Annotated in this window: 14 protein-coding genes; 1 reads left to right on the plus strand and 13 read right to left on the minus strand. The window is 58.7% G+C overall.

Annotated features, from left to right (window positions below; genetic code table 11):
* Positions 1-94 precede the first annotated feature (94 nt).
* The 13 genes from ABE493_RS01610 to ABE493_RS01670 form a co-directional block, all read right to left on the minus strand.
* The gene (locus ABE493_RS01610) at positions 95-1,063 is read right to left on the minus strand and encodes a DUF6708 domain-containing protein (protein ID WP_346496638.1); all 969 of its coding nucleotides are present in this window, start codon (positions 1,061-1,063) and stop codon (positions 95-97) included.
* 48 nt (positions 1,064-1,111) lie between these two features.
* Positions 1,112-4,612, minus strand: coding sequence for a T6SS effector BTH_I2691 family protein (locus tag ABE493_RS01615; protein WP_346496640.1), 3,501 nt, complete (start codon positions 4,610-4,612; stop codon positions 1,112-1,114).
* Positions 4,605-5,576, minus strand: a complete 972-nt coding sequence (locus tag ABE493_RS01620; protein WP_346496642.1) for a hypothetical protein — start codon at positions 5,574-5,576, stop codon at positions 4,605-4,607. The genes ABE493_RS01615 and ABE493_RS01620 overlap by 8 nt, the downstream gene beginning before the upstream one ends.
* Positions 5,573-8,299 carry a type VI secretion system Vgr family protein gene (locus ABE493_RS01625; RefSeq protein WP_346496644.1) on the minus strand — a complete coding sequence of 909 codons (2,727 nt, stop codon included), beginning with the start codon at positions 8,297-8,299 and terminating at the stop codon, positions 5,573-5,575. Before ABE493_RS01625 ends, ABE493_RS01620 begins: the two co-directional genes overlap by 4 nt.
* Positions 8,300-8,424: 125 nt before the next feature.
* Positions 8,425-8,775 (minus strand): hypothetical protein, encoded by a 351-nt coding sequence (locus ABE493_RS01630; protein WP_062167671.1) that lies wholly within the window; start codon positions 8,773-8,775, stop codon positions 8,425-8,427.
* A gap of 21 nt (positions 8,776-8,796) precedes the next feature.
* The gene (gene tssH / locus ABE493_RS01635; protein WP_346496646.1) at positions 8,797-11,547 is read right to left on the minus strand and encodes a type VI secretion system ATPase TssH; all 2,751 of its coding nucleotides are present in this window, start codon (positions 11,545-11,547) and stop codon (positions 8,797-8,799) included.
* A gap of 66 nt (positions 11,548-11,613) precedes the next feature.
* The gene (gene tssG / locus ABE493_RS01640; RefSeq protein ID WP_346496648.1) at positions 11,614-12,699 is read right to left on the minus strand and encodes a type VI secretion system baseplate subunit TssG; all 1,086 of its coding nucleotides are present in this window, start codon (positions 12,697-12,699) and stop codon (positions 11,614-11,616) included.
* Positions 12,663-14,498: a type VI secretion system baseplate subunit TssF gene (tssF, locus tag ABE493_RS01645; RefSeq protein WP_346496650.1), complete on the minus strand. Its 1,836-nt coding sequence runs from the start codon at positions 14,496-14,498 to the stop codon at positions 12,663-12,665. Before tssF ends, tssG begins: the two co-directional genes overlap by 37 nt.
* The gene (tssE, locus tag ABE493_RS01650; RefSeq protein ID WP_057628615.1) at positions 14,498-14,989 is read right to left on the minus strand and encodes a type VI secretion system baseplate subunit TssE; all 492 of its coding nucleotides are present in this window, start codon (positions 14,987-14,989) and stop codon (positions 14,498-14,500) included. Before tssE ends, tssF begins: the two co-directional genes overlap by 1 nt.
* A gap of 120 nt (positions 14,990-15,109) precedes the next feature.
* The gene (locus tag ABE493_RS01655; RefSeq protein ID WP_057628616.1) at positions 15,110-15,607 is read right to left on the minus strand and encodes an Hcp family type VI secretion system effector; all 498 of its coding nucleotides are present in this window, start codon (positions 15,605-15,607) and stop codon (positions 15,110-15,112) included.
* Between the two features lie 146 nt (positions 15,608-15,753).
* The gene (gene tssC, locus ABE493_RS01660) at positions 15,754-17,244 is read right to left on the minus strand and encodes a type VI secretion system contractile sheath large subunit (RefSeq protein ID WP_346496653.1); all 1,491 of its coding nucleotides are present in this window, start codon (positions 17,242-17,244) and stop codon (positions 15,754-15,756) included.
* Positions 17,245-17,247: 3 nt separating this feature from the next.
* A complete protein-coding gene (gene tssB, locus ABE493_RS01665) occupies positions 17,248-17,748 on the minus strand; it encodes a type VI secretion system contractile sheath small subunit (protein ID WP_057628618.1) in 501 nt (166 codons plus the stop codon).
* A gap of 32 nt (positions 17,749-17,780) precedes the next feature.
* Positions 17,781-18,500 carry a tetratricopeptide repeat protein gene (locus ABE493_RS01670; RefSeq protein ID WP_346496655.1) on the minus strand — a complete coding sequence of 240 codons (720 nt, stop codon included), beginning with the start codon at positions 18,498-18,500 and terminating at the stop codon, positions 17,781-17,783.
* Positions 18,501-18,646: 146 nt separating this feature from the next.
* Here ABE493_RS01670 and tssJ point away from each other — a divergent pair, with 146 nt between their 5' ends.
* A complete protein-coding gene (gene tssJ, locus ABE493_RS01675) occupies positions 18,647-19,258 on the plus strand; it encodes a type VI secretion system lipoprotein TssJ (RefSeq protein ID WP_346496759.1) in 612 nt (203 codons plus the stop codon).
* The last annotated feature ends 195 nt before the right edge of the window (positions 19,259-19,453 follow it).

Below are 19,453 nucleotides of genomic sequence, written 5' to 3' on the forward strand. Positions count from 1 at the left end.
GACCCTTGGATAGCAGTTGCTGGCAGGCGCCTTAATCACGGGGAGTCTCCAGTTGGAAATTGGTTATCGCGACACAAGACGAACAGTGCCAAATTCACTTAAGGGATTTTCTGCCACCCTCGTTAGACATATGGATCGCCGTAGCGGTCGCATCGTCGAATGGACCAGCGCCAACTGAGAGCTTGACAATTTCTGGCCACGTCGGCCTCCGTTTCATTCTAAAACTAATGTAGCGACACATCCCTGCATATGCAGTGATAGGGAACGCAACCAGCGCCATCAACCCCAGAATCCAGACCAGCGGGCCCTTACGCCAGTTCGCCCCACACCCAGGACCTATGAGCGGCTGCCCAATGGTGACTGACTCCCAGAACCCAGTACCAAAATCCCTAAAACGGTATTCATCCGGCGTCCAAACAGGCCCGCGTCTCTCCATTAACCTGCGAATATACTCCCAACGCTCAATTGCGCCACTAGTATCGCCGTAACCGAACGTAGGCCCGACGCCAACGCGCTGGATCTCGACAGCTCCTCCGGGCTCATTCTTGATCGAAAGCACCAACGAACACTCACGCCTTGGAATCTGACCCGTGAAGATGGTGAAGGAAACAACTTCAGCCTCAACACAATCCCAATCAAAGGACTGCACTTCGCTTTTTGGCCGACCAAATATATTCCATCCCCATTCCCACCAAGGCAGACCTATTGACTTGAAGATATGAATCTTCGCGGATGAGCGATCAAAAAGCACTGGCTCATACCGATAACCCACCCAGTCAATCTGGATAAACAGCAGGGCAATAAAAAAAAGAAATAGCTGAGGTAAGATCAACCAAGATGATCCTAGTCTTACTGATGCATAAATACCAAGAGCCACCCCTACCAATCCGAGAAATCCTCCACTGCTCAGGTACCCGCGCATCAAGCCAACTTGATCGACGAAAGACAAGCCATTCTCATAGACCTCGATCACGGCACCGTGAGTGGTCGCAGTAGCGGATGCTCGATTAGTGCGCGACGGAAGGTGCACTATCGACGTGCGACTAGATTCATCAGTATTCATTTTACTTTCAATAAAAAAATAATCATCGGATACCTCAGGAACTACAAATCAGTCCGTTTCCCAGACCTCACCTCGCGCTATCGGCTCTTCGCCCCCATTTTCATGCAAAGAATAAATCAACCTCACTACGTTAAACTTATCTGGAACAGCCTGCCTGATCGACGCAAGTTGAACTGCCCCGTTCTCTGCATCCTTCTGAAAAACCAATGGCGCTGTAACACTACTACCAAAATTGACACCCGACATCACGCGTTCAACTGCAAGATTTGGCATGGCTTCATATCCCTCAAGGCGATAGTGCACCTCCTGCTCTGCCGGCTTGAAATTGCCAACGGTTATCGTCGCGAGGATCACATCTTTGCTGAGGACGTTGTCCTCCCAGTTGTCAATAACTGCTGATATACCAAGCGCAAGGGCTCCAAGAGCAAGCATCTCGTCATTAACTCCCTGTCCTGACCAAACATCCTCGTCAACCATTGGGGGCCCACCGAACCGCCCCTCGGTCCTTTCATGTTTACCAAAAAAAGACCGATCCAAGAATTTTTCATTCTCATCGTGCTCAAGGCTCGCTGCATACAATGCCCATGCGATACCAATGATCAGTAATACCACGCCGATTCCGGTAAGACTCGCGCCCAATAATGCGCCTAACGAACTCCTCAGCGCCACGCCACCCAAAATTCGCAGAGCAACTTGCTGCCCGACCCTAGCTGCCACAGCTGCCTTCCAAGTAAGGAATGAACCTCCCATAACTGCGAAACCAGAAGCAAAAAGAAGCGTACCCGCAACAACATAGTTGTGCGCTGCCGCAACCTCTCCTTTCGACTGGGTTCTGATCGCGCTGATATAGGCGGAAATTCCGCTCATACATGCACCGACACCCGCCGACATCCCTGCCAGAAACCGAAGCATGAGAGCTCTATTAACATTTACAGCAAGTACAGAAGCCCCCACCGGCGCAGCCTGGCGCCCTGCCGTTTGGAATGCAAAAGCACCGATTTCGAGCATACCACTAACAGTTCCCGAGATACCCCCGACAACATTCACCGCAGCGTCAGCAAAATTGAATCCAGATGTTATACCGATCTTCTGGATCGCATCCCAAAACTGACGCACTGAAAGAATCGCGCCTAACATAGAGAATCCAACCTCTCTGTTAACAAACGCTCCCCACGCACGCGGGCGGTAGATCGAGTTGCCCTTAACTAGTCGTGATGCAACGTCCGTGGGCAGTTCCACAAAGCCTTGCGCCTGACCAATGTTATACAACTGAATCGTCCCCTGCTTTCCCTTCACCTTGGTCAATAGCTCTTTTTCGACAATAAGCGGAACTGTAATCTCCGCCTGAAATCCGGGGTGCCTACTTAGCTTCTCTAGCACTTTCTTCGAACTGGCATTGGCCTGCCGCGACGCCGTTCTATCACCAACTTTGCGCCCACTCATTTCAAAGGTGCCAGCCGAAGCTGGATTGCCCGAAGCAATCGCATCAAGGTACTCACCAACTTTCATTTTTACGTTGACGGAATAATGCTGCTTTTCTGCGTCAATAAAGTCCCATAGCGCTGCTGCTCTAACCCAGACGATTTCGCGCTGCGATATCTGCTCTATAGCGGCAGCCGCAGCCGCCCCGCCCTTTCCTGCCGAGGCTTTCAACGCGCGAGTTTTACCTTCATTAGCAACTTGCTGCATCCCGGTCACCAAGCTTTCTGCGGCCGTCACCGCAGATTGTTGGTAGGTTCGGAATTGCTGCCACCACGATGTCGGCAGCATTCCGCCACCAACGATAGCAGAGTAGACGGTACCTGCATTTCCCGGCGAAACCGCGCTCCCGAGCAGATCAAAGCCAGTGAGCAACGCACCCGCAAACCAGTTTTTTGGGTCGGATGGATCGAGCTCGAAAAGTTCATTCAATAGCTTGTATGAACTCTCTGAAACGGCACCACCGCCATACAATGACTCCGCGGCCCGAAGTCGCGCTACCGCATCGATAACCGATTGTGCAACTTGGATCCCGTCCTTTGGCTTGCCCGGAGAAAAGCCCACGCCGAAGTCATTTGCAAAAATAATCTCCGGCCAGGCTCCTCTTGCGAACTTTACCAAGTCATCATCAATTTTTTTTATTGTACTTTGCCACGCATTTTCTTGCGCCGTGTAAAGTGAATTAAAGGCACCGAGTGCACTAACATCAAGTCGCTCGCGGTACCGACTTAATTTCCGCCCTGCTCTTATTCCGCCATGATAGCTAGCATTGGCAGCATAGTATTCATCCGAAAGCTGCAAAGACCCTAGCCGCTCAGATTTCCAATTTGGATCGTAATCGCGAGGCTCCAGTGTCTCCGAGAATTTAGAAACAGTCATTCGCGGCTTTCCCGATGCAGCATCCGAAAAAGGGACCCAACGCGCCCGATGGTAGACGTTCAATCCCCTTTCATTCTTGAGCGGTTGATTGATATAACGACCGTAGCGACGTTGAAAATCTGATTCCGTTAGCAGCCCCACCCCCTGAGTGTGCATCTTGTCACCCGCAACCCTTAGGGTGTCTGCGGTCTGCTTACCTTCCCACTCGGCCCGCTGATGAACCCAAGCCTCGATATACGTAACATGAGTAGCGGACTGACGTTTCCAGCCCCGAAGCCTGTCGATACCCTTACCTTCAACGGTAGCGCCACCTGCTTTCCATTCGTCATACCTTTGCTGCGCCATGAACCGCAAGGCATTGTGATCATCAGCCAGCCCAACCGGATCAGGTATAACCAGCACGACACCTTGCTTAGACGGCACACCGCTCGACGCCACTGCCATTTCCGTAGCCAATGTCGCTCGTAGCGCTGACAAATCCAACACGGCCCTGGGACTGAATTCATGCAGACGCTTTTGAAAGCCAGGAGAAGTAAAATCAGCTACGCCACGAAGCGAATCTTCAGTGACCCTCATACCAAATGAGACGGTTTTTCCGGAGCCGACATCGCCTCTAGCAGCCGCCGCCACGTCTAGCTCAGTCATTCTCAGCATCCGGCAGCCTTCCGCATTACTCTCATAGCGCTGTCGAACTTCTTTTGACCAGCGATGTTGGCTAAAAGCAATCCATACCTTATCTAATGTCGCATCCAGGGTAATGAAACGCGGCTTCAAGTTGCTATGCCCTTCTCGGCGGCATTTGGTCAGAAGTTCACCGTCTGGGGAATCTGGAAGCACGTCTACCGGGGTCCTGTTGAGCATTCCATCCACACCGACTACATACGCATCCCACGTATTGTCAGGCTTATAGATGTACAGGTAACCTGTCTGCAAGGTACGCATGTAGTACCAAGTGGCGGTTTCGTCGACTGCATTAAGTGCCGCGCCAAGTCTGGTAACCTCTGCGGACGCAAGCGGATCAGAAGCGAGCCAAGTGGTCATGTAATTTGGCGCAGGAGCGAAGCAGACTGGCAGAATTGCCAGGCCGATTTTGTCTGTGCAGTTGCGACACTTTCCTGGCATCTCACCCTTGGCATTCGCTGCAGCGCGTATAGCGCCGGAAAGATTTTGCGATCCCTGCTTCTCAGTCATGACGAAATTCCTGCCCTAGGCTGTTCTTCTCCGCAAAGTCGCGGATTTCTTGCAATTGAATATTTTCCAGACGAGCCATACGTGATGCAAAACATCCGATCTGCTTCGCGCCATCTAAAATGGCCTGAGAAACATATGGATATTTGAGGAAGTCCGACCCCAACAAAAAAAAGCATGACGCGTAGACAAGACAATCCTCTTGCGACACCAAACCTTTGGATTGTGCCTCCATCAATGCAGCATCCAGCTGTTGGTCATCTAGCAACCGGTCGCCCCTCCACGTTTTTGCCTGATGACGCAACTGCTGCAACCACGCCACCCGCTCCAACGCCTTCAGCTGACCTACGGATAGTTTGAAATCCTCGACAGCCACGTGATCTCGCGGCATTCCCTTCATCACCTGAAAACGACCATGTGTATCGAGAAACAACCATTTTGATAGTGGTGCAATCAACGCTGCGCGTTGCTTCAGGTCAAGAATGCTTTCAAGCCGAGCCATAACTCGAGGGTCAAAGTAACGAAAGTACAGCGATTGCTCACCAGATCGAACGATGGTGGCATTCCGGCTCAGCGCTCTAGCCAAAGCAGCCCCATCATTTTTAGCGTTGATAGGAATAGGTAGCCATGCGCAAACCGATCTTGCCCCCCTACTTTCCTTCATGCCTGCTACGCACTCCCGAGCAGCGATTGTCAGAGATGCACTTACTACTCGCTCTCTATTCCGCTCATCATCAACCCAAAGGAGGTACGGTAGTTTGTTAGCATCAATATCTGGGTGCCCAATTTTAAGAAAAATTGGCGAGGCATCACTTGGAAGGTGCGGAGCCAATTCGCACCAAGGGTCTCTTATTGCTGGATCAATCAGCACCGCAAGGGTATGGGTCTTGGACAGATCGAGTTCAAGCCTAAGCGCCAACGTTGCCTGCTCAGCAATCTCTTCGGGGGAACATAGAGCGAAACTCATACCAAAGCTGCGCCCGAAATGGCTGCTTCACGAATTCGCTCAGCACACCCTTTACCTTGACCGCTTGGCACCTCTGCCATCGCGCTCACGCCCGCAGGCCCCACCCAATCCCTCTGGCTCGCCTTGAACTCAATCTTCCCGGGCGCACCCAGCTCGATGTTGTCGCCTTCAATCCGAATGTAAGCACCGGCCGCAGTAGCCAGCAGATGCTTGCTCGGCGCCGCCATCTCGATATCGGCTTCGGTGCTGGCAATGCGGACATTGGTTTTCGCGGCGATCGTGGCTTGGTTCTTGTGCGCGCGAGCGCTCACCTTGCCTTGTGCTGCGTGCAGGGCGATTCCGCGCTCCTGATTCGGGCTGTCTTTGCTGGCTTCGCTGCCCACCGTGTACAGCACCAAGCCTTGGGCGACAGCCAGGCTGAGTGAACCTTGGGTCATCCAGTTCAGGGCAACGCCGCTGCTGAGCAAGGTGTGGGTGCCGCTTACCCAGGCCTGATCAGCCGGGGTCAGGCTCATTACGCCTGCTACGCCGCTGCCAAGTAATACCGGCGCGCTCCAGCCGGGTGCTTCGCCATCGCCGCCACTGATGCTGCCAGCGCTGCCGCTGTGCGTTGCTTTCAGTTGTTCCTGCAGTTCGGTCAGGGTTTGATCGATAGGCAGTTCGGCGGGATCTTTGGGTAGCTGCGCGGTTTGATCTGCTGCCGAATCGGCAAGGCTTTTGAGCAGGTCGTGGCCTTGCTGCAGCTGTGCGATGGCCTGCGGCGCCGCCATCTGCGGCGTACCTTCTTCGGTGGTCAGCAGCAAGCCGCGACCGGCGCGCAGGCTGCCGTGTGCCTGTGTGGAAAGCTCTACGCCGAAGCCGCGTTCGCCGTCACGCACATTGTCGCTGCCACCTTTCAGGTGACCGAGGGTCAAGGTGGTTTCGTGTTGCGTGGTAGACAGTTGGGCACGGCCTTGTCCAGGCGTGTCGTCGAAGCGCAGCTGCTGGTAGCCACCGGTGCCGCTTTGGCTCTCTGCCAGCGCCTGGCTCTTGAAGCCGGTATACACCGCTGCGTGATCGTTGCCCTCGAACCATGCGGCGGCATTGCCGGTGGCGTTTGCGCCGGCGCTGTTGAGCTGATTGTGTTGTGCATCCTGTTGGCCGCGGCCGTTGTAGAGCGCGCCGACTATCACCGGCCGGTCGATGTCGCCTTCAAGGAAGGCAACCAGCACTTCCTGACCACGCCGTGGCAACACCACGCCGCCCCAATTGTCTCCCGCCCACGGTGCCATCACGCGCACCCAGGTCCACGCCTTGCCATCGGCGGGCGCGTTATCGTCGCCGGCCGGGTGCGCCAGGCCATTGCTGGCGTTGCCGCCGCGCTGCCACGGGAATTGCACTTTGATGCGGTGGTCGCGATCAGAGAGCAAGGGATCGCCATCGCTGACCACAATCGCGCTCAGGGTGCCGGTAATGCTGGGCCGTGGGTGCAGGTGCACGCCGTGGCCGTCTTCGGTCTGCGGGCGGTAGATGACCTCGGCCGGAATCACCGCAAACTGGTTGTCGTAGAAGCCGGTGTCGATGTCGTTGCGCGCTGTCCCATTGCTGATGCCAGCCAGGGCGGTCGGCAGGGTCAGCGAGCGCTGATTGATTGGGCCCAGCGTCTGCTCCAGCGCATCGAATACCTCGGCGTCGAGGTTGTTGCGCGCCTGGTGACGTACCGAAATGCAAAGGAAACCGGCGTCGCCGGCCACTTGCGGATGCTGCGACAACGCGAGCTTCGCACCGGGCGCGAGCGCACGCCATTGGCCAGCGCCTTCGATCAGGTGCGAGCGCACTCGCAACGCGTCCAAATGCTGCTGCGCACGACGTTGGCCGCGGGCGTTGTCCTGCCAGCCATATGGCCCGCTGGTGTCCTGGTCGACGATACCAAGCCCGCTGCCCTGCTCTACCTCAGCGCTGGCTTGCCGCCGTTCCAGGCTGCGGTAGTCCCAGGTGGCGCGCTCCACCTTTGGCGTGCACCAGCTGCGCCGCTCCTGCCATTGCTGGATGCTGTCACTGCGCTCGGTTTCATCGCTGCGGTGAAAACGCACGCTACCCAGATCGGCGACGTCGTGGCTGTGGTCGGCAAGCACCAGGGTGTGCTTGCCGAAGGCGGATGCATCGGCATCGCCTTCGTGTTCGAACCAATAGAAGATGCCTTCTTCGGCCAGCAGACGCTGTACGAAAGCCAGGTCACTTTCCTGGTACTGCGTGGTCAAGCTGCGCTTGGCGTATTGGCTGGCATCGTTCAGCAGCCAGCGCCACTCCGGTGCCACGCCTTCGTAGTCCGCGAAGATGTCTTCGACAATCTCGACCGCGGTTTTGTCGTGGAACACATAGCTGTCCACGCGCTGTGACAGAAACGCCAGCCATGGTTGCAGGCGCAGGCGATAACGCGCGAGCCCACCGTTGCTGCCGATCCGCTCGGCAGCGGTGATGCGTCCGTGCAAGGGTCGATGGCTGCCGTCTGCCTGGTGCAATTGCAGCAGTGCAGCCTGGCCGATCAGCGGCTGCAGCTGCAGGCCCGCATCAACCGACAGCGCAGTGATCGTCCATTGAAAGCCGATGCCGTCGATCTGCTCGACGCCATCCAGGGTTTCGGCAATCAGCACCTCGCTGCCCAGCGCGGTATGCAGCCGCAGGAAGCGTTGTGTCTGTGCCGGCCCGGACAGGGCTGCCAATACGTTGTCTACCAAATCCATGGTGTTGATCTGCCTTCATGGAGCGCAGTGCGCACTACGCTTCGGACTGAAAACGGTTGATGCAAACGTTTGTTACCGCCATTCCCGGTGCCCGCCGGCACCGGGGTGACGTTGTCACCTGAAGATCAAGCGCTCTGCACGATTTCCTCAAGGCGCAGGCGAACGCCTTCGCTGATATGCAGGCGGTAGTCACGGCCGCCGGCGGCAATCAGCACTTCACGCACGTTGCTCACCAGCTGCGGCTTGCCAACCGGCGCACTGTCCATGTGGATACGCCAAGAGCCGCGGCTGATCTGTGCGGCCACATTGCGTGCGTCCTGCCGTGCAGCCGGCACGGCGCTGTCCAGCAGTTCGATGATGTGCTCAGGACGCAGGCGGTTCCAGGCGCGTACGCGGTCCAGGTCGCGCCCCAGCCCCAGCTCCAGGCTGTCGCAGTGGCTCAGTGCTGCTTTGCGGTCAAATCCGTAGAAATCCATGTTGTTCTCCTTCGTCCGTAATCAAGAAACTTTGTATTTGAAGTCGCCCTTCTTGCCGGCGCTGACTTTGATGCTGTTGATACGCGTGCCTTCGGCCATGGCCGTCAACACGTTCTCTGCGATCTCCGGCAACAAGGTGCCGTTGAGGATGTGGTCCACGTTGCGCGCACCCGAATCCACTTCGGTGCAACGCGCCAGCACGGCTTCAACCAAGCCGTCATCCCAGCTGAAAGCGGCCTTGTGGTTGGCGCTGACGCGGTCACGTATGCGGCCAAGCTTGAGGGTAATGATGCGCACCAGCACGTCGTCGCTGATCGGGTAGTAAGGCACCACTTTCAAGCGGCCGAGGAAGGCAGGCTTGAAGGTGCGCATCAGGATCGGGCGCAGCGCTTCGGCAAGCGCGTCCGCAGCGGGGATCTCCTCGGCCGGCTTGTTGAGGCAGGACTGCATGATCTGCGAGGAGCCGATGTTGGAAGTGAGGATGATCAAGGTATTGCGGAAGTCGATCTCGCGCCCTTCGGCATCGTCCATCACGCCCTTGTCGAACACCTGGAAGAACATTTCCAGAACATCCGGGTGCGCCTTCTCAACTTCGTCCAGCAGTACCACGCTGTAGGGGTTTCGGCGCACAGCCTCGGTCAGCACGCCACCTTCACCGTAGCCCACATAGCCCGGAGGTGAGCCCTTCAGACCAGACACGCTATGCGCTTCCTGGTACTCGCTCATATTGATGGTGATCAACTTGCGCTCACCGCCATAGAGGATGTCGGCCAGCGCCAAGGCGGTCTCGGTCTTGCCCACGCCCGATGGCCCAACGAACATGAACACACCGCGCGGCTTGTTCGGGTCTTCCAGCTTGGCGGTTGCAGTACGCACACGCTGGGCGATGGCATCGAGCGCGTGGTCCTGGCCGATGACACGTTCTTCCAGCAGCGTGCCAAGCGAGCGGATGGTGCGGATTTCATCCTTGACCATGCGGCCCAATGGCACCCCGGTCCACGCCGACACAATCTCGGCGACCACGGTGCCGTCCACCTGCAGCGGCACCATCGGCGTCTCGCCTTGCAGCTCGCGCAATTCTGCCTGCAACTTCGCAAGCTCCGCATGCTGTGGCGACAGCTCGCGGCCGGCCTTGCCGCGCTTGCCGGCAACCTTGGCGACAGCGACATCGGCCTGCCCTTCCGCGGCCGCTTCTGCGTCGCCCTCGGCCGCCAGACCCTGCTCCAGCTGCTGGCGAAGTGCGGCGACACGTCCGGCCAACTCACGCTCAACGCTCAAGCGTTGCTCGTTGCTGGCCAACACTGCCTGCGCTTCAAGCTGCTGCGCCTTCAGTTCCGCCAGACGCTCCTCGTGCTGGGTGCTGCCACCGGCAGTCTCGCGCTGCAGCGCGGCCAGCTCTGCCTCAAGCCGGTCCAGATGCTTGCGGGTGTCTTCGATGATGGCCGGGGTTGCGCTCTGCCCAAGGGCGACCTTGGCACAGGCGGTATCCAGCACGCTGACAGCCTTGTCCGGCAGCTGCCGGCCGCTGATGTAGCGGTGCGACAGGCGAACGGCTTCGGTCACCGCTTCGTCCAGCACGCGGATGCCGAAGTGCGCTTCCATCAGGCTGACCATGCCACGCAGCATCGCTGCAGCCAGCACTTCGCTGGGTTCTTCCACCTTCACCACCTGGAAGCGGCGCGCCAGGGCGGCGTCCTTTTCAAAGTACTTCTTGTACTCGCTCCAGGTAGTTGCGGCGATGGTGCGCAGCTCGCCGCGCGCCAGTGCCGGCTTGAGCAGGTTGGCGGCATCGTTCTGGCCGGCAGTACCGCCGGCGCCAATCATGGTGTGCGCTTCGTCGATGAAAAGGATGATCGGGTGCGGGCTTTTCTTCACCTCGTCGATCACGTTCTTCAGCCGGTTCTCGAACTCGCCCTTGACGCTGGCACCGGCCTGCAGCAGGCCCATGTCCAAGGTGTGCAACTCCACGCCTTGCAGCACCTCGGGTACATCTTTCTCGGCAATGCGACGCGCCAGGCCTTCAACAACGGCGGTTTTGCCGACGCCGGCCTCGCCGGTGAGGATGGGGTTGTTCTGGCGGCGGCGCATCAGGATGTCGATCACCTGACGGATCTCGCCATCACGACCGATCACCGGATCGATCTTGCCGTCGCGCGCACGCTGGGTGAGATTGGTGGTGAACTGGTCCAGGGCCGGGGTCTTCGACAGACCGCCTTTTGCCTCGCCCGGCATCGCATCTGAATCTTCGCCGGCACTTTCGCCCGTTGCCGAAGCATCGGCGAAGCGCACGGTCTGCGCTTCCTGCGAGCCTTCGGTCAGTTTGGCGAAATCATGCTTGAGCTCTTCGCGCTTGAAGCGCACGAACAATTTGGATCCGCGATAGGCCAGCTGCGACAGATCCGGCTCGGTCAGCAGTGCGAGCAGCAGGTGGCCACTGCGGATACGGGTGGTCTCCGAATCCAGCGAGGCAATCAACCAGGCATGCTCGAACAAGGCCGGCAGGTGCTGGGAAAACACCGGGGTGCGGGTGTTGCCGGTCTTGAACTGGCTGATCTCGTCGCTGAGGTCGCGCTCCAGCGACTCCGGCGAAATGCCGCAGCGCTGGGCAATCAGCACGAAGTCGCTCTTGGGCTGCTCGAGCAGGGCCAGGAACAGATGCTCCAGGTCCACCTCGTAGTTGCCGCGCGCCATGCACAGATTGGCTGCGCGCTGGGTAGCCTGGCGGCAGGTGTCGTCCAACTTGCTGATAAGTGTTTTGAGGTTGATGCTCATGCGGAACCACGCACTCCCTGCTGAAACCGTTCAATTACCATCGGCGTTGCCGCCAACGGCGCGTTGTCATTGCAATGTATGGATGCCATAGGTGGTGTCATCCCGCGCGCCGGCTTGGCCGCGTGTGCACATATAGCTGTCCCATCCCAGGCGCGCACCATTTCCCAGTGCGCTGCCTTGGACATCCTCTGCGCGCAGTACCAGCCGCACTTCGTACTCCAGCGTCCCGCCGGTCAGCAGCGACAGCCACTTGGCCAACGCCAAGGCCGCGTTGCCGCCGGGCAGGAAATCATCAAACGCCTTCTTTGAAAGCGGGCCGATGCGCAGGCGCAGGCGCAGGTCGCGCTGCCATACACGGTCACCGGCCAGCGCGCTCGCACCCAGAACGGCATTGGCCTGGCCAAGCCGCGTCGCCTGCCCCACCGGCACTCGATACCAGGCGCCTACAAACTGCTCGACATCGAGCGGCACTTGGAAGTAATCGGACAGCACGCGCTGCATCAGCGCCGCCGAAACCGGCCGCTGGCGGATGGCGCCAGCGTAATAGGCCACGGCCTGATCGAAAATATCGCCTTCGCCATCGTGCAGGCGGTCGCGCAGCTCGAGCATGCCCATGCCAAGCAGCGACAACACCAAAGGCAGGAAGCGTTCGCGGCGGTCAAGCTCATACTGCAGCGCCAACCGGTGCTTCTTCCAGGCTGCATAGTGCAAAGCAACCGCACGCGTGGAGAAAATATCCAGGAAGGCACGCGCGGTGCGATCGCGCTCGTACAACTCGCGGATCTGCAAGGTCTCGGTGTAATGCAGCGGCAGCGCACCCGCCGTCCCCAGCAAGCCCATGAATTGCGGCGTCAGGTGAACCTCGCCCAGGGTTTCGCTGGCAAGCGCCTGCTCGATGGCATCGCGCTCCTGCAGGCGGTCACCGGCCAGCGAATACACCTCTCCATCGGCCGACAACTCGGTCGCCGGGAAGCCCAGCGACAGGTTGTTGCGGAAACGCACCCGCATCGGAATGGCCTGGCCAGACTTCACGCCCTGCCGCTCGAAAATCTGCTCAAGCAACCGCACCGCCTGGAAGAACTCGAAGCGGTGTGGCTCGGCCAGCAGCTGCTGGGCTACGCCAGGATCGATTCGCCGCTGCGCGCTTGGCATCGGACGATCTCCTCCCCGCTGTCGCCGGAAATCAGCACCAGTCGGGTGAAACTGTTGGCATGCACATACAGTGCGAAGAAGTGATCCATCACCTGCGCGAATGCAGCCACGCCGGTGCCGACAAAATGAGCCTCATTGATGGTCAAACGAATTTCCAGGCCGCGCACCACCGATGCGAACTGGCGCCCGGACATCCAGGTGGTTGCAGGCACCTGCTCCAGCGCCAGAATCCCGTCCACCTGGCGCGCGGAAACATTGCTGCCGGACATGTCGTACAGCCGCAGCATCTCCTTCAACGCAGCCAAACCGCTACCGCTCAGCGACAGCTGGTTCAGCGACAGATGCGAAATCAGACGCCATTGCGCGCTGCGCCCATGACGGAAGCGCAGCGGCCGCGACGGTTTGCGCAGCAGGGTAATTGCGCGTGCAGGGCTGCCGCCTTCGATGCTCAGATCGCCACCGGCCACGCCGTGGGCAAGCTGATGCGGTAGATCGCGGTTGCTGCAGGTCAGCTCAAGGCTGACCGTATCGGTCTGCGGCAGCACCGGGTTGAACGAGAGGTCGACGAAGCTGATTTCCATCTCGAAACCCGGGCTCTGCCGTGCAATGTCTTCATCGTGACGGGCAACCCAGTACTGCCCGGTCCGATCCGGGTCTTCACCGTGATGCAGCGAATAGAACGGCCGGAACTCGTGGATCGCCTCGCCCTGCGGCGTCTGCCGGATGCGGTGCACCGAATCGATGGAATGCACTTCATAGGCAAACGCGCGGCGGGCATCCGCCAGCACCGGATAGTTCACGGTGCGATGGGTCACCCGGATCGGCTCACCGTTGATCCTGAAAAGATTGACGATGGGCGTGCACCCGAGCCGCACGTTATGCGTTCCGATATCCTCCAGCACCATCGCGTTGCTGCGCTCCTGCTGACCGGCAGGCAGGATCAGGTGCAAGGTGAAACGGCGGCTGGCACCGGCACTGGTTGCGGCCAGGTCAAGATCAACGAAGCCGAACTTCTCCGGGTAGGCAAACAGTTCGGTCAACAGACGATAGGCAGGATGCGAGCGTGCCGGGAAGTCGATCAGCGCCTCATTGTCGGCAAAGCCTACCGGCGTGATCGGTACTGAATCCAGTCGCCGCCAGCGGCCGTCACCATCGGATTCAACATAGGCCGCCTTCACCCCCAGCAGCAGCGCGTCGCGCAGCGCTGCACGAACCGAAGGCTCGCCGTCCAGGAAAAGCCGCAGCTTGTCGGTGCCCAGCTGGCCAAAACCAAGCTGATCGGACAACAGCTGGAAACCCAGGGAAATCTGCGCGCCACTGCCGGCCGGCAGTGCTGTCGCCATCGGCGCATCAGCGACGGCACGATAAGCCACCGATGCAATGCTGATCGGCGCCAACACCACGTCATAGCTGGTACGGAAATCACAGGGAACGCCGCGTACCGCCCGGCTCTGCAGCGAGGTACCGCGCGGCACCCGCACCGGGGCACTCAGCTTGGAGGCCACGCCATCCATGTCGAAATAGGCAATGGCGCACGAAGGAAATGGGCGCAGGTAGTGCGGGTAAAGCACATCCAGCAGTGCATCGGTAAATTCGGGGTAATCATCATCGATGCGTTTTGACACGCGTGCAGTCAGCAGCGCGAATGCCTCGATCAAACGCTCGACATGCGGGTCCTGGCTGCCATCAGCAGACAGCTGCAGGCGGCCGGCAATCTTGGGGTAACGCTCGGCGAACTCGCGGCCGTAACGGCGCAGGTAGGCAAGTTCACGCTCGTAGAAGGGCAGCAGATCCTGCATCAGAGCGCCTGTTGGGTGCGCCGGGCGCGGGTGACCTGGTACTGCAGCGTCGATGGCTGCAACATTGCATCGAAACTCACCGGCTCACGTGCAGGCTCCAGATCCAGCAGCGCGTGGATGGTGAAATGCAGCCCGCCGGCGAACTGATTGCCCGCGTCAAGCTGCACACTGACGTTCTTCAAACGGCGCTCGTGGCGGCCAACAGCCTGCTCCAGCGAGCGGCAAATGGCGGAACGGTCATAGGCATTGGCCAGGCTCATCGCCGAGAAATCGGCAAGCCCATAGGTCAACAGGGACTGGCGGCAGTTCGGGAACTCCGCCATATCGCTTTCCTGGAATGCGGCGCGCGAGTTCAGCAGCCCCTCCAGGTCGCGGGCGATGGATTCCTTGTATTGCTCAAGCGATACGGACTTGAATATCGGCCCGGCACCCGCACTGCGCGGGTTATCGTCAAACAGTTTTTCCAGCAGGCTGGGTTCGAGTCCCTTCATCGTTGTTTCCGGTAGCTAGGCATCCGTGCGTAAAGGCAGCGATGCAACTGCAGGGCCTTTCCTGGCCATGCCGGGATTGAGACTGCGATGGCGCTTAACGCGCCATCGCAGAACACATCATCAAACGGTGTAGTTCGGGATGTTCTTGGTTGCGCTCCACTGCGCCACGGTCTTGCCACCAACGCCGCCTTCCGGCTTCTGCTGCTGGTAAGTCCACTTGATGGCACCGAAGCTCAACTGAACCACTTCCTGCGGCATACCTTCCTTGTCAACCGTGGTGGTGACGCGGTGTACCAGCACGTTCAGCAGCTCGACCAGGTAGTAATTGATCGCGTTGCCGTCCTTGTCAGCGCGCATGAATTCAACGCGTGCCTTCGGGAAGGTGGTGCCGTTTGCGGCGGCCTGGTTAAGGGCCGTGGAAGCGAGGTCGATCGACTTGATGATTTCGATCGGCGACAGATTCACGCGGGCTGCCGTGGTACCACCGGAGGTGGAGGCAGTGGCCGAGCGAGGCTGCAGCAGATCCTGCGAGAAGGACTGGATCTCGATCCAATCCTTGTGCTTGTCGTCGTGCGACTCACCCTTGATGGTGTCAATGGAAAGAAAAGCATGTTGCATATCTGGTCTCCTAAATTCCGTTCTTCCGTGAGATTGTTTGCCGAGCGGGGGCTCGGCGGTTGAGGGGGGCTTCGCCCTCTAGAAATATGCGCCACTGCGGGGTGGGGACCGAGGTCCCCTCCCGACGCTACAGCAACATCAAAACGTTACGACTTCTTCGCGGATGCCGGCAATTCGGCAACCAGACGCAACGAAACAGACAGCTCATCGAGCTGGAAATGCGGCCTGATAAAGGCCACCGCGCGGTAGACACCGGGCTTGCCCGGCACTTCCGAAACCTGCACAGACGCTTCACGCAACGGGAACTGCGCCTTGGCTTCCTGGCTGGCGTTGTCGTCCAACAATACGTATTGGGCGATCCACCGGTTCAGGAATTCCTCGACGTTGCCCGCAGATGCGAAGCTGCCGATCTTTTCGCGCATCATCGCCTTCAAGTAGTGAGCGATGCGCGAAACCGCGAAAATGTACTGCAGCTGCGCAGACAGGATCGCGTTGGCATTGGCCGAATCGGTGTTGTACTTCTTCGGCTTCTGTGCCGACTGCGCACCAAAGAAGGCGGCGTAGTCGGTGTTCTTGCAGTGCACCAGCGGCATGAAGCCGAGGTCACTGAGTTCTTTTTCACGACGGTCGGTGATGGCCACTTCGGTCGGGCACTTCAGTGCCACTTCGCCGTCATCGGTACGGAAGGTATGGGTGGGCAGGTCTTCGACCAGGCCGCCACCTTCAACACCGCGAATGGCCGCACACCAGCCGTAGCTTTCAAATGCCTGGGTCAAACGCGCGCCAGCTGCATAGGCGGTGTTGCACCACAGGAACTTGCTGTGATCGGCCGCTTCGATTTCCTCAACGAAATTGAAGCCTTCAACCGTGGTGCCATCCTTGGGGTTGTACGGCAACCGGCCGAGGAAGCGCGGCAGCGTCAGGCCAACGTAACGGCTGTCCTCGCTCTCGCGGAAGGACTTCCATTTGGCGTATTCGACGGTGTCGAACACCTTGGCCAGATCGCGCGGCTTGCCCATGTCGGTGAAGGTTTCCAGGCCGAACATGCCTTCACTGGCAGCGGACAGGAACGGTGCGTGCGCTGCGGCAGCCACATGCGACATCTGCTCGATGAAGTACATGTCTTCCGGCTGGCGGCCCAGGTAGTAGTCACCGATCAGCGCGCCGAACGGTGCACCACCGAAGGTACCGAATTCTTCTTCGTAGACCTTCTTGAACAATGCGCTCTGATCGAAATCGATAGCGGACTTGAAGTCCTTGACTAGGTCCTTCTTCGGCGAATTGAAGACCTTGATCTTCATGTTCGGGCCGGTAGAGGTCTGCGAGCACAGGTAGTGCAGGCCGCGCCAGCTGCCTTCCAGCTGCTGGAATTCCGGCGCATGCATCACCGCACTGAGCTGCTCGGAAATAATCCGGTCAATCTCGGCGATACGCGCGTCCAGGGTCAGATTGAGGTTGTCGGACACCACCACGGTGCCGTCCATGACCTCCTGCGCCAACGCGGAGATGATGTCCTTGGCACGCTCGTGCTCGGTGCGCGACTTGGCAACCTTGCTCTTCTCGACGATCTGATCAAGCAGATCGACTTCTTCGGTAGCCGCGGCAGGCGCGGACAGTTGTGTGGCTTCAGCTGCCATCGCTTACTCCTCCTTTGCCGCGCCGAGCTTCTTCAGCTGCTCGGTGTTGTTGAGCACATCGGTCAACAGGTCTTCGAGCTTTTCATTGCCCGCCAGCTTGTTGCGAAGATCGGCCAGTTTCGTGCGCGACTCGAGCAGGCGACGCAATGGATCGATCTGCTGGACCACCGACTCCGGGCGGAAGTCTTCGATCGAGTTGAACTTCAACTCGACGCCGAACTCGCCACCACTTTCGCTGACCTTGTTGGGCACGCGGTAGACCGCGCGTGGGCCGGCCGCTTCCATCACTTCGTCGAAATTATCCAGATCGACGTTGACGAACTTGCGGTCCTTGACCTTGGGCAGCGGATTCTCCGGCGTACCGCTGAAGTCACCCATCACACCAACCACAAACGGCAGCTCTTTCTGCTCGATCGCGTCGCCCTTCTCTACGTCATAAGTAAGCTGCACGCGCGGCGGCCGGATCTTCTGTAGCCGCTTTTGAACGCTGTCCTTCTTGGCCATGGGTGTCTCCTGACTGGTCCTGTTGATCCGGCTTAGTTGCCAATGTTCTGGAAGGGATCGGCGCCCGTGGCGCGCGGCTGACGCGCAGCCGGCGGCGTAACCGTTGCCGGTGCTGCGACACGCCGGCCACCTGATGTGGAACGCGACGGCTGACGCACAACACGCGTCGCCTTCGGCTTACCGGTTTCTAGAATTGCGTCACCCATGGTGGAACGCAGCGTGGTCACCAGCGTCTGCGCTTCGCGCTGTGCGGTTTCAGATGCCAGCGCACCGCGCCCATCCAGGCGCTGCAGCGATTCATTGGCAATACGAAAACCGGCGACAGTGAGTACACCATCGGCAACAAGGTCATCAGGATCGCGCTGCAGCACTTCTTCCGCTGCAACGATGGCGCGTGCATAGCGGTTCTGATCGAATTGCAACTGTGCAATGCGCACCCACGGCTCTTTGCGCGTGGGGTCAGCCTTGGCCGCAACCTCGAATGCACTGATCGCTGCATCGGCGCCTGCCGTAGAGACCTGTGCCTCGGCATTTGCCAAGCTTACGTCGAAAGGAATTGCTTCTTTCTTGGCCGTTGTTTCGCATGCGGCCAACCCCGACAACATCGCCAACGCCAACACCGAACGACACGCTGCCGCCCCAAACATCTTCACATCCATAGTGATTCCTTCGTCGAAATAAGTTCCTAAAGGGAGCCGCATTTCCGCCGATACAACTCGCGGGAATCCAGTCCCAGCGGCGGCAGTGTACATTCGGGAATGCGCGCCGGTATAGTCATTTTCGAAATCGCGATTTGTTTGCTCTGAACATTTCCTTCACATCGACGTGCTGCACTTGCATCCCGATGTAGTCATTCGACCGCTGTTTTTATGGCGCCCATCACTAAATGAATGCGTACATGAGCAAACTTCTGCGTGTTGTTTCAATCACAACTTTTTCCCTTATTACTACCTTCGCGTTAGGCGGTTGTGCGTCGGGCAGCAAACTGGGCAAGGCCGTGGACAGTACACTGCAGGCCGTTGGTCTGCGTGAAGCCAAGCCTGAGAAACCTCCTGTAATTCCGTTACAGATCTACGCCGGGACAAATCTCAATGCCGGCAATGACAAGCGTGCGAGCGCTGCGGTATTGAAGATCTACCACCTGCGCAGCGGGCAGCGTTTTGAACAGGCTCCGTTCAATGCCTTCCTTGATCAGGCCGGGGAACAAGCGGCACTGGGCGCGGACCTGCTGTCGGTCAATGAAGTGGTCCTGACACCGGGTGTACGCCAGCAATTGTCCGAACAACTTAGTGACGGCACCGCAGTAATCGGCGTGGTTGCACTGTTCCGTTCACCGGCTGAAGGGCGCTGGCGCGTGGCCTTTGATGCACGCACCAAGAATCTTCCCAATGACGGCATAACCCTCGGCGTGCACGCCTGCGCATTGACTACCGACAGTACCGCGCTGAGCAGCCGCATCTCTGGCGACTCGGGCAGCCTGGCGTCGGTCCGCTGCGCCGGAGCACGTTGAACGTGCGATGGTTTTCGCACGCTCTTCAACATTGCCAGCCAAGCATGCGCTAGTATCTTTCGCGTTGAAACCGCATGAGGCGGTGGCAAACGGGATGTGAATGGAGTTTTCACATCGGCTGCCAGCGCAGCGATTATGTGACTTGAGCGCCATGCTCGATGCAACGCGCCAACGGAATTTCCAAGGATTGAAATG

The organism is Stenotrophomonas terrae, from assembly GCF_039674165.1.
Classification (GTDB): domain Bacteria; phylum Pseudomonadota; class Gammaproteobacteria; order Xanthomonadales; family Xanthomonadaceae; genus Stenotrophomonas; species Stenotrophomonas terrae_A.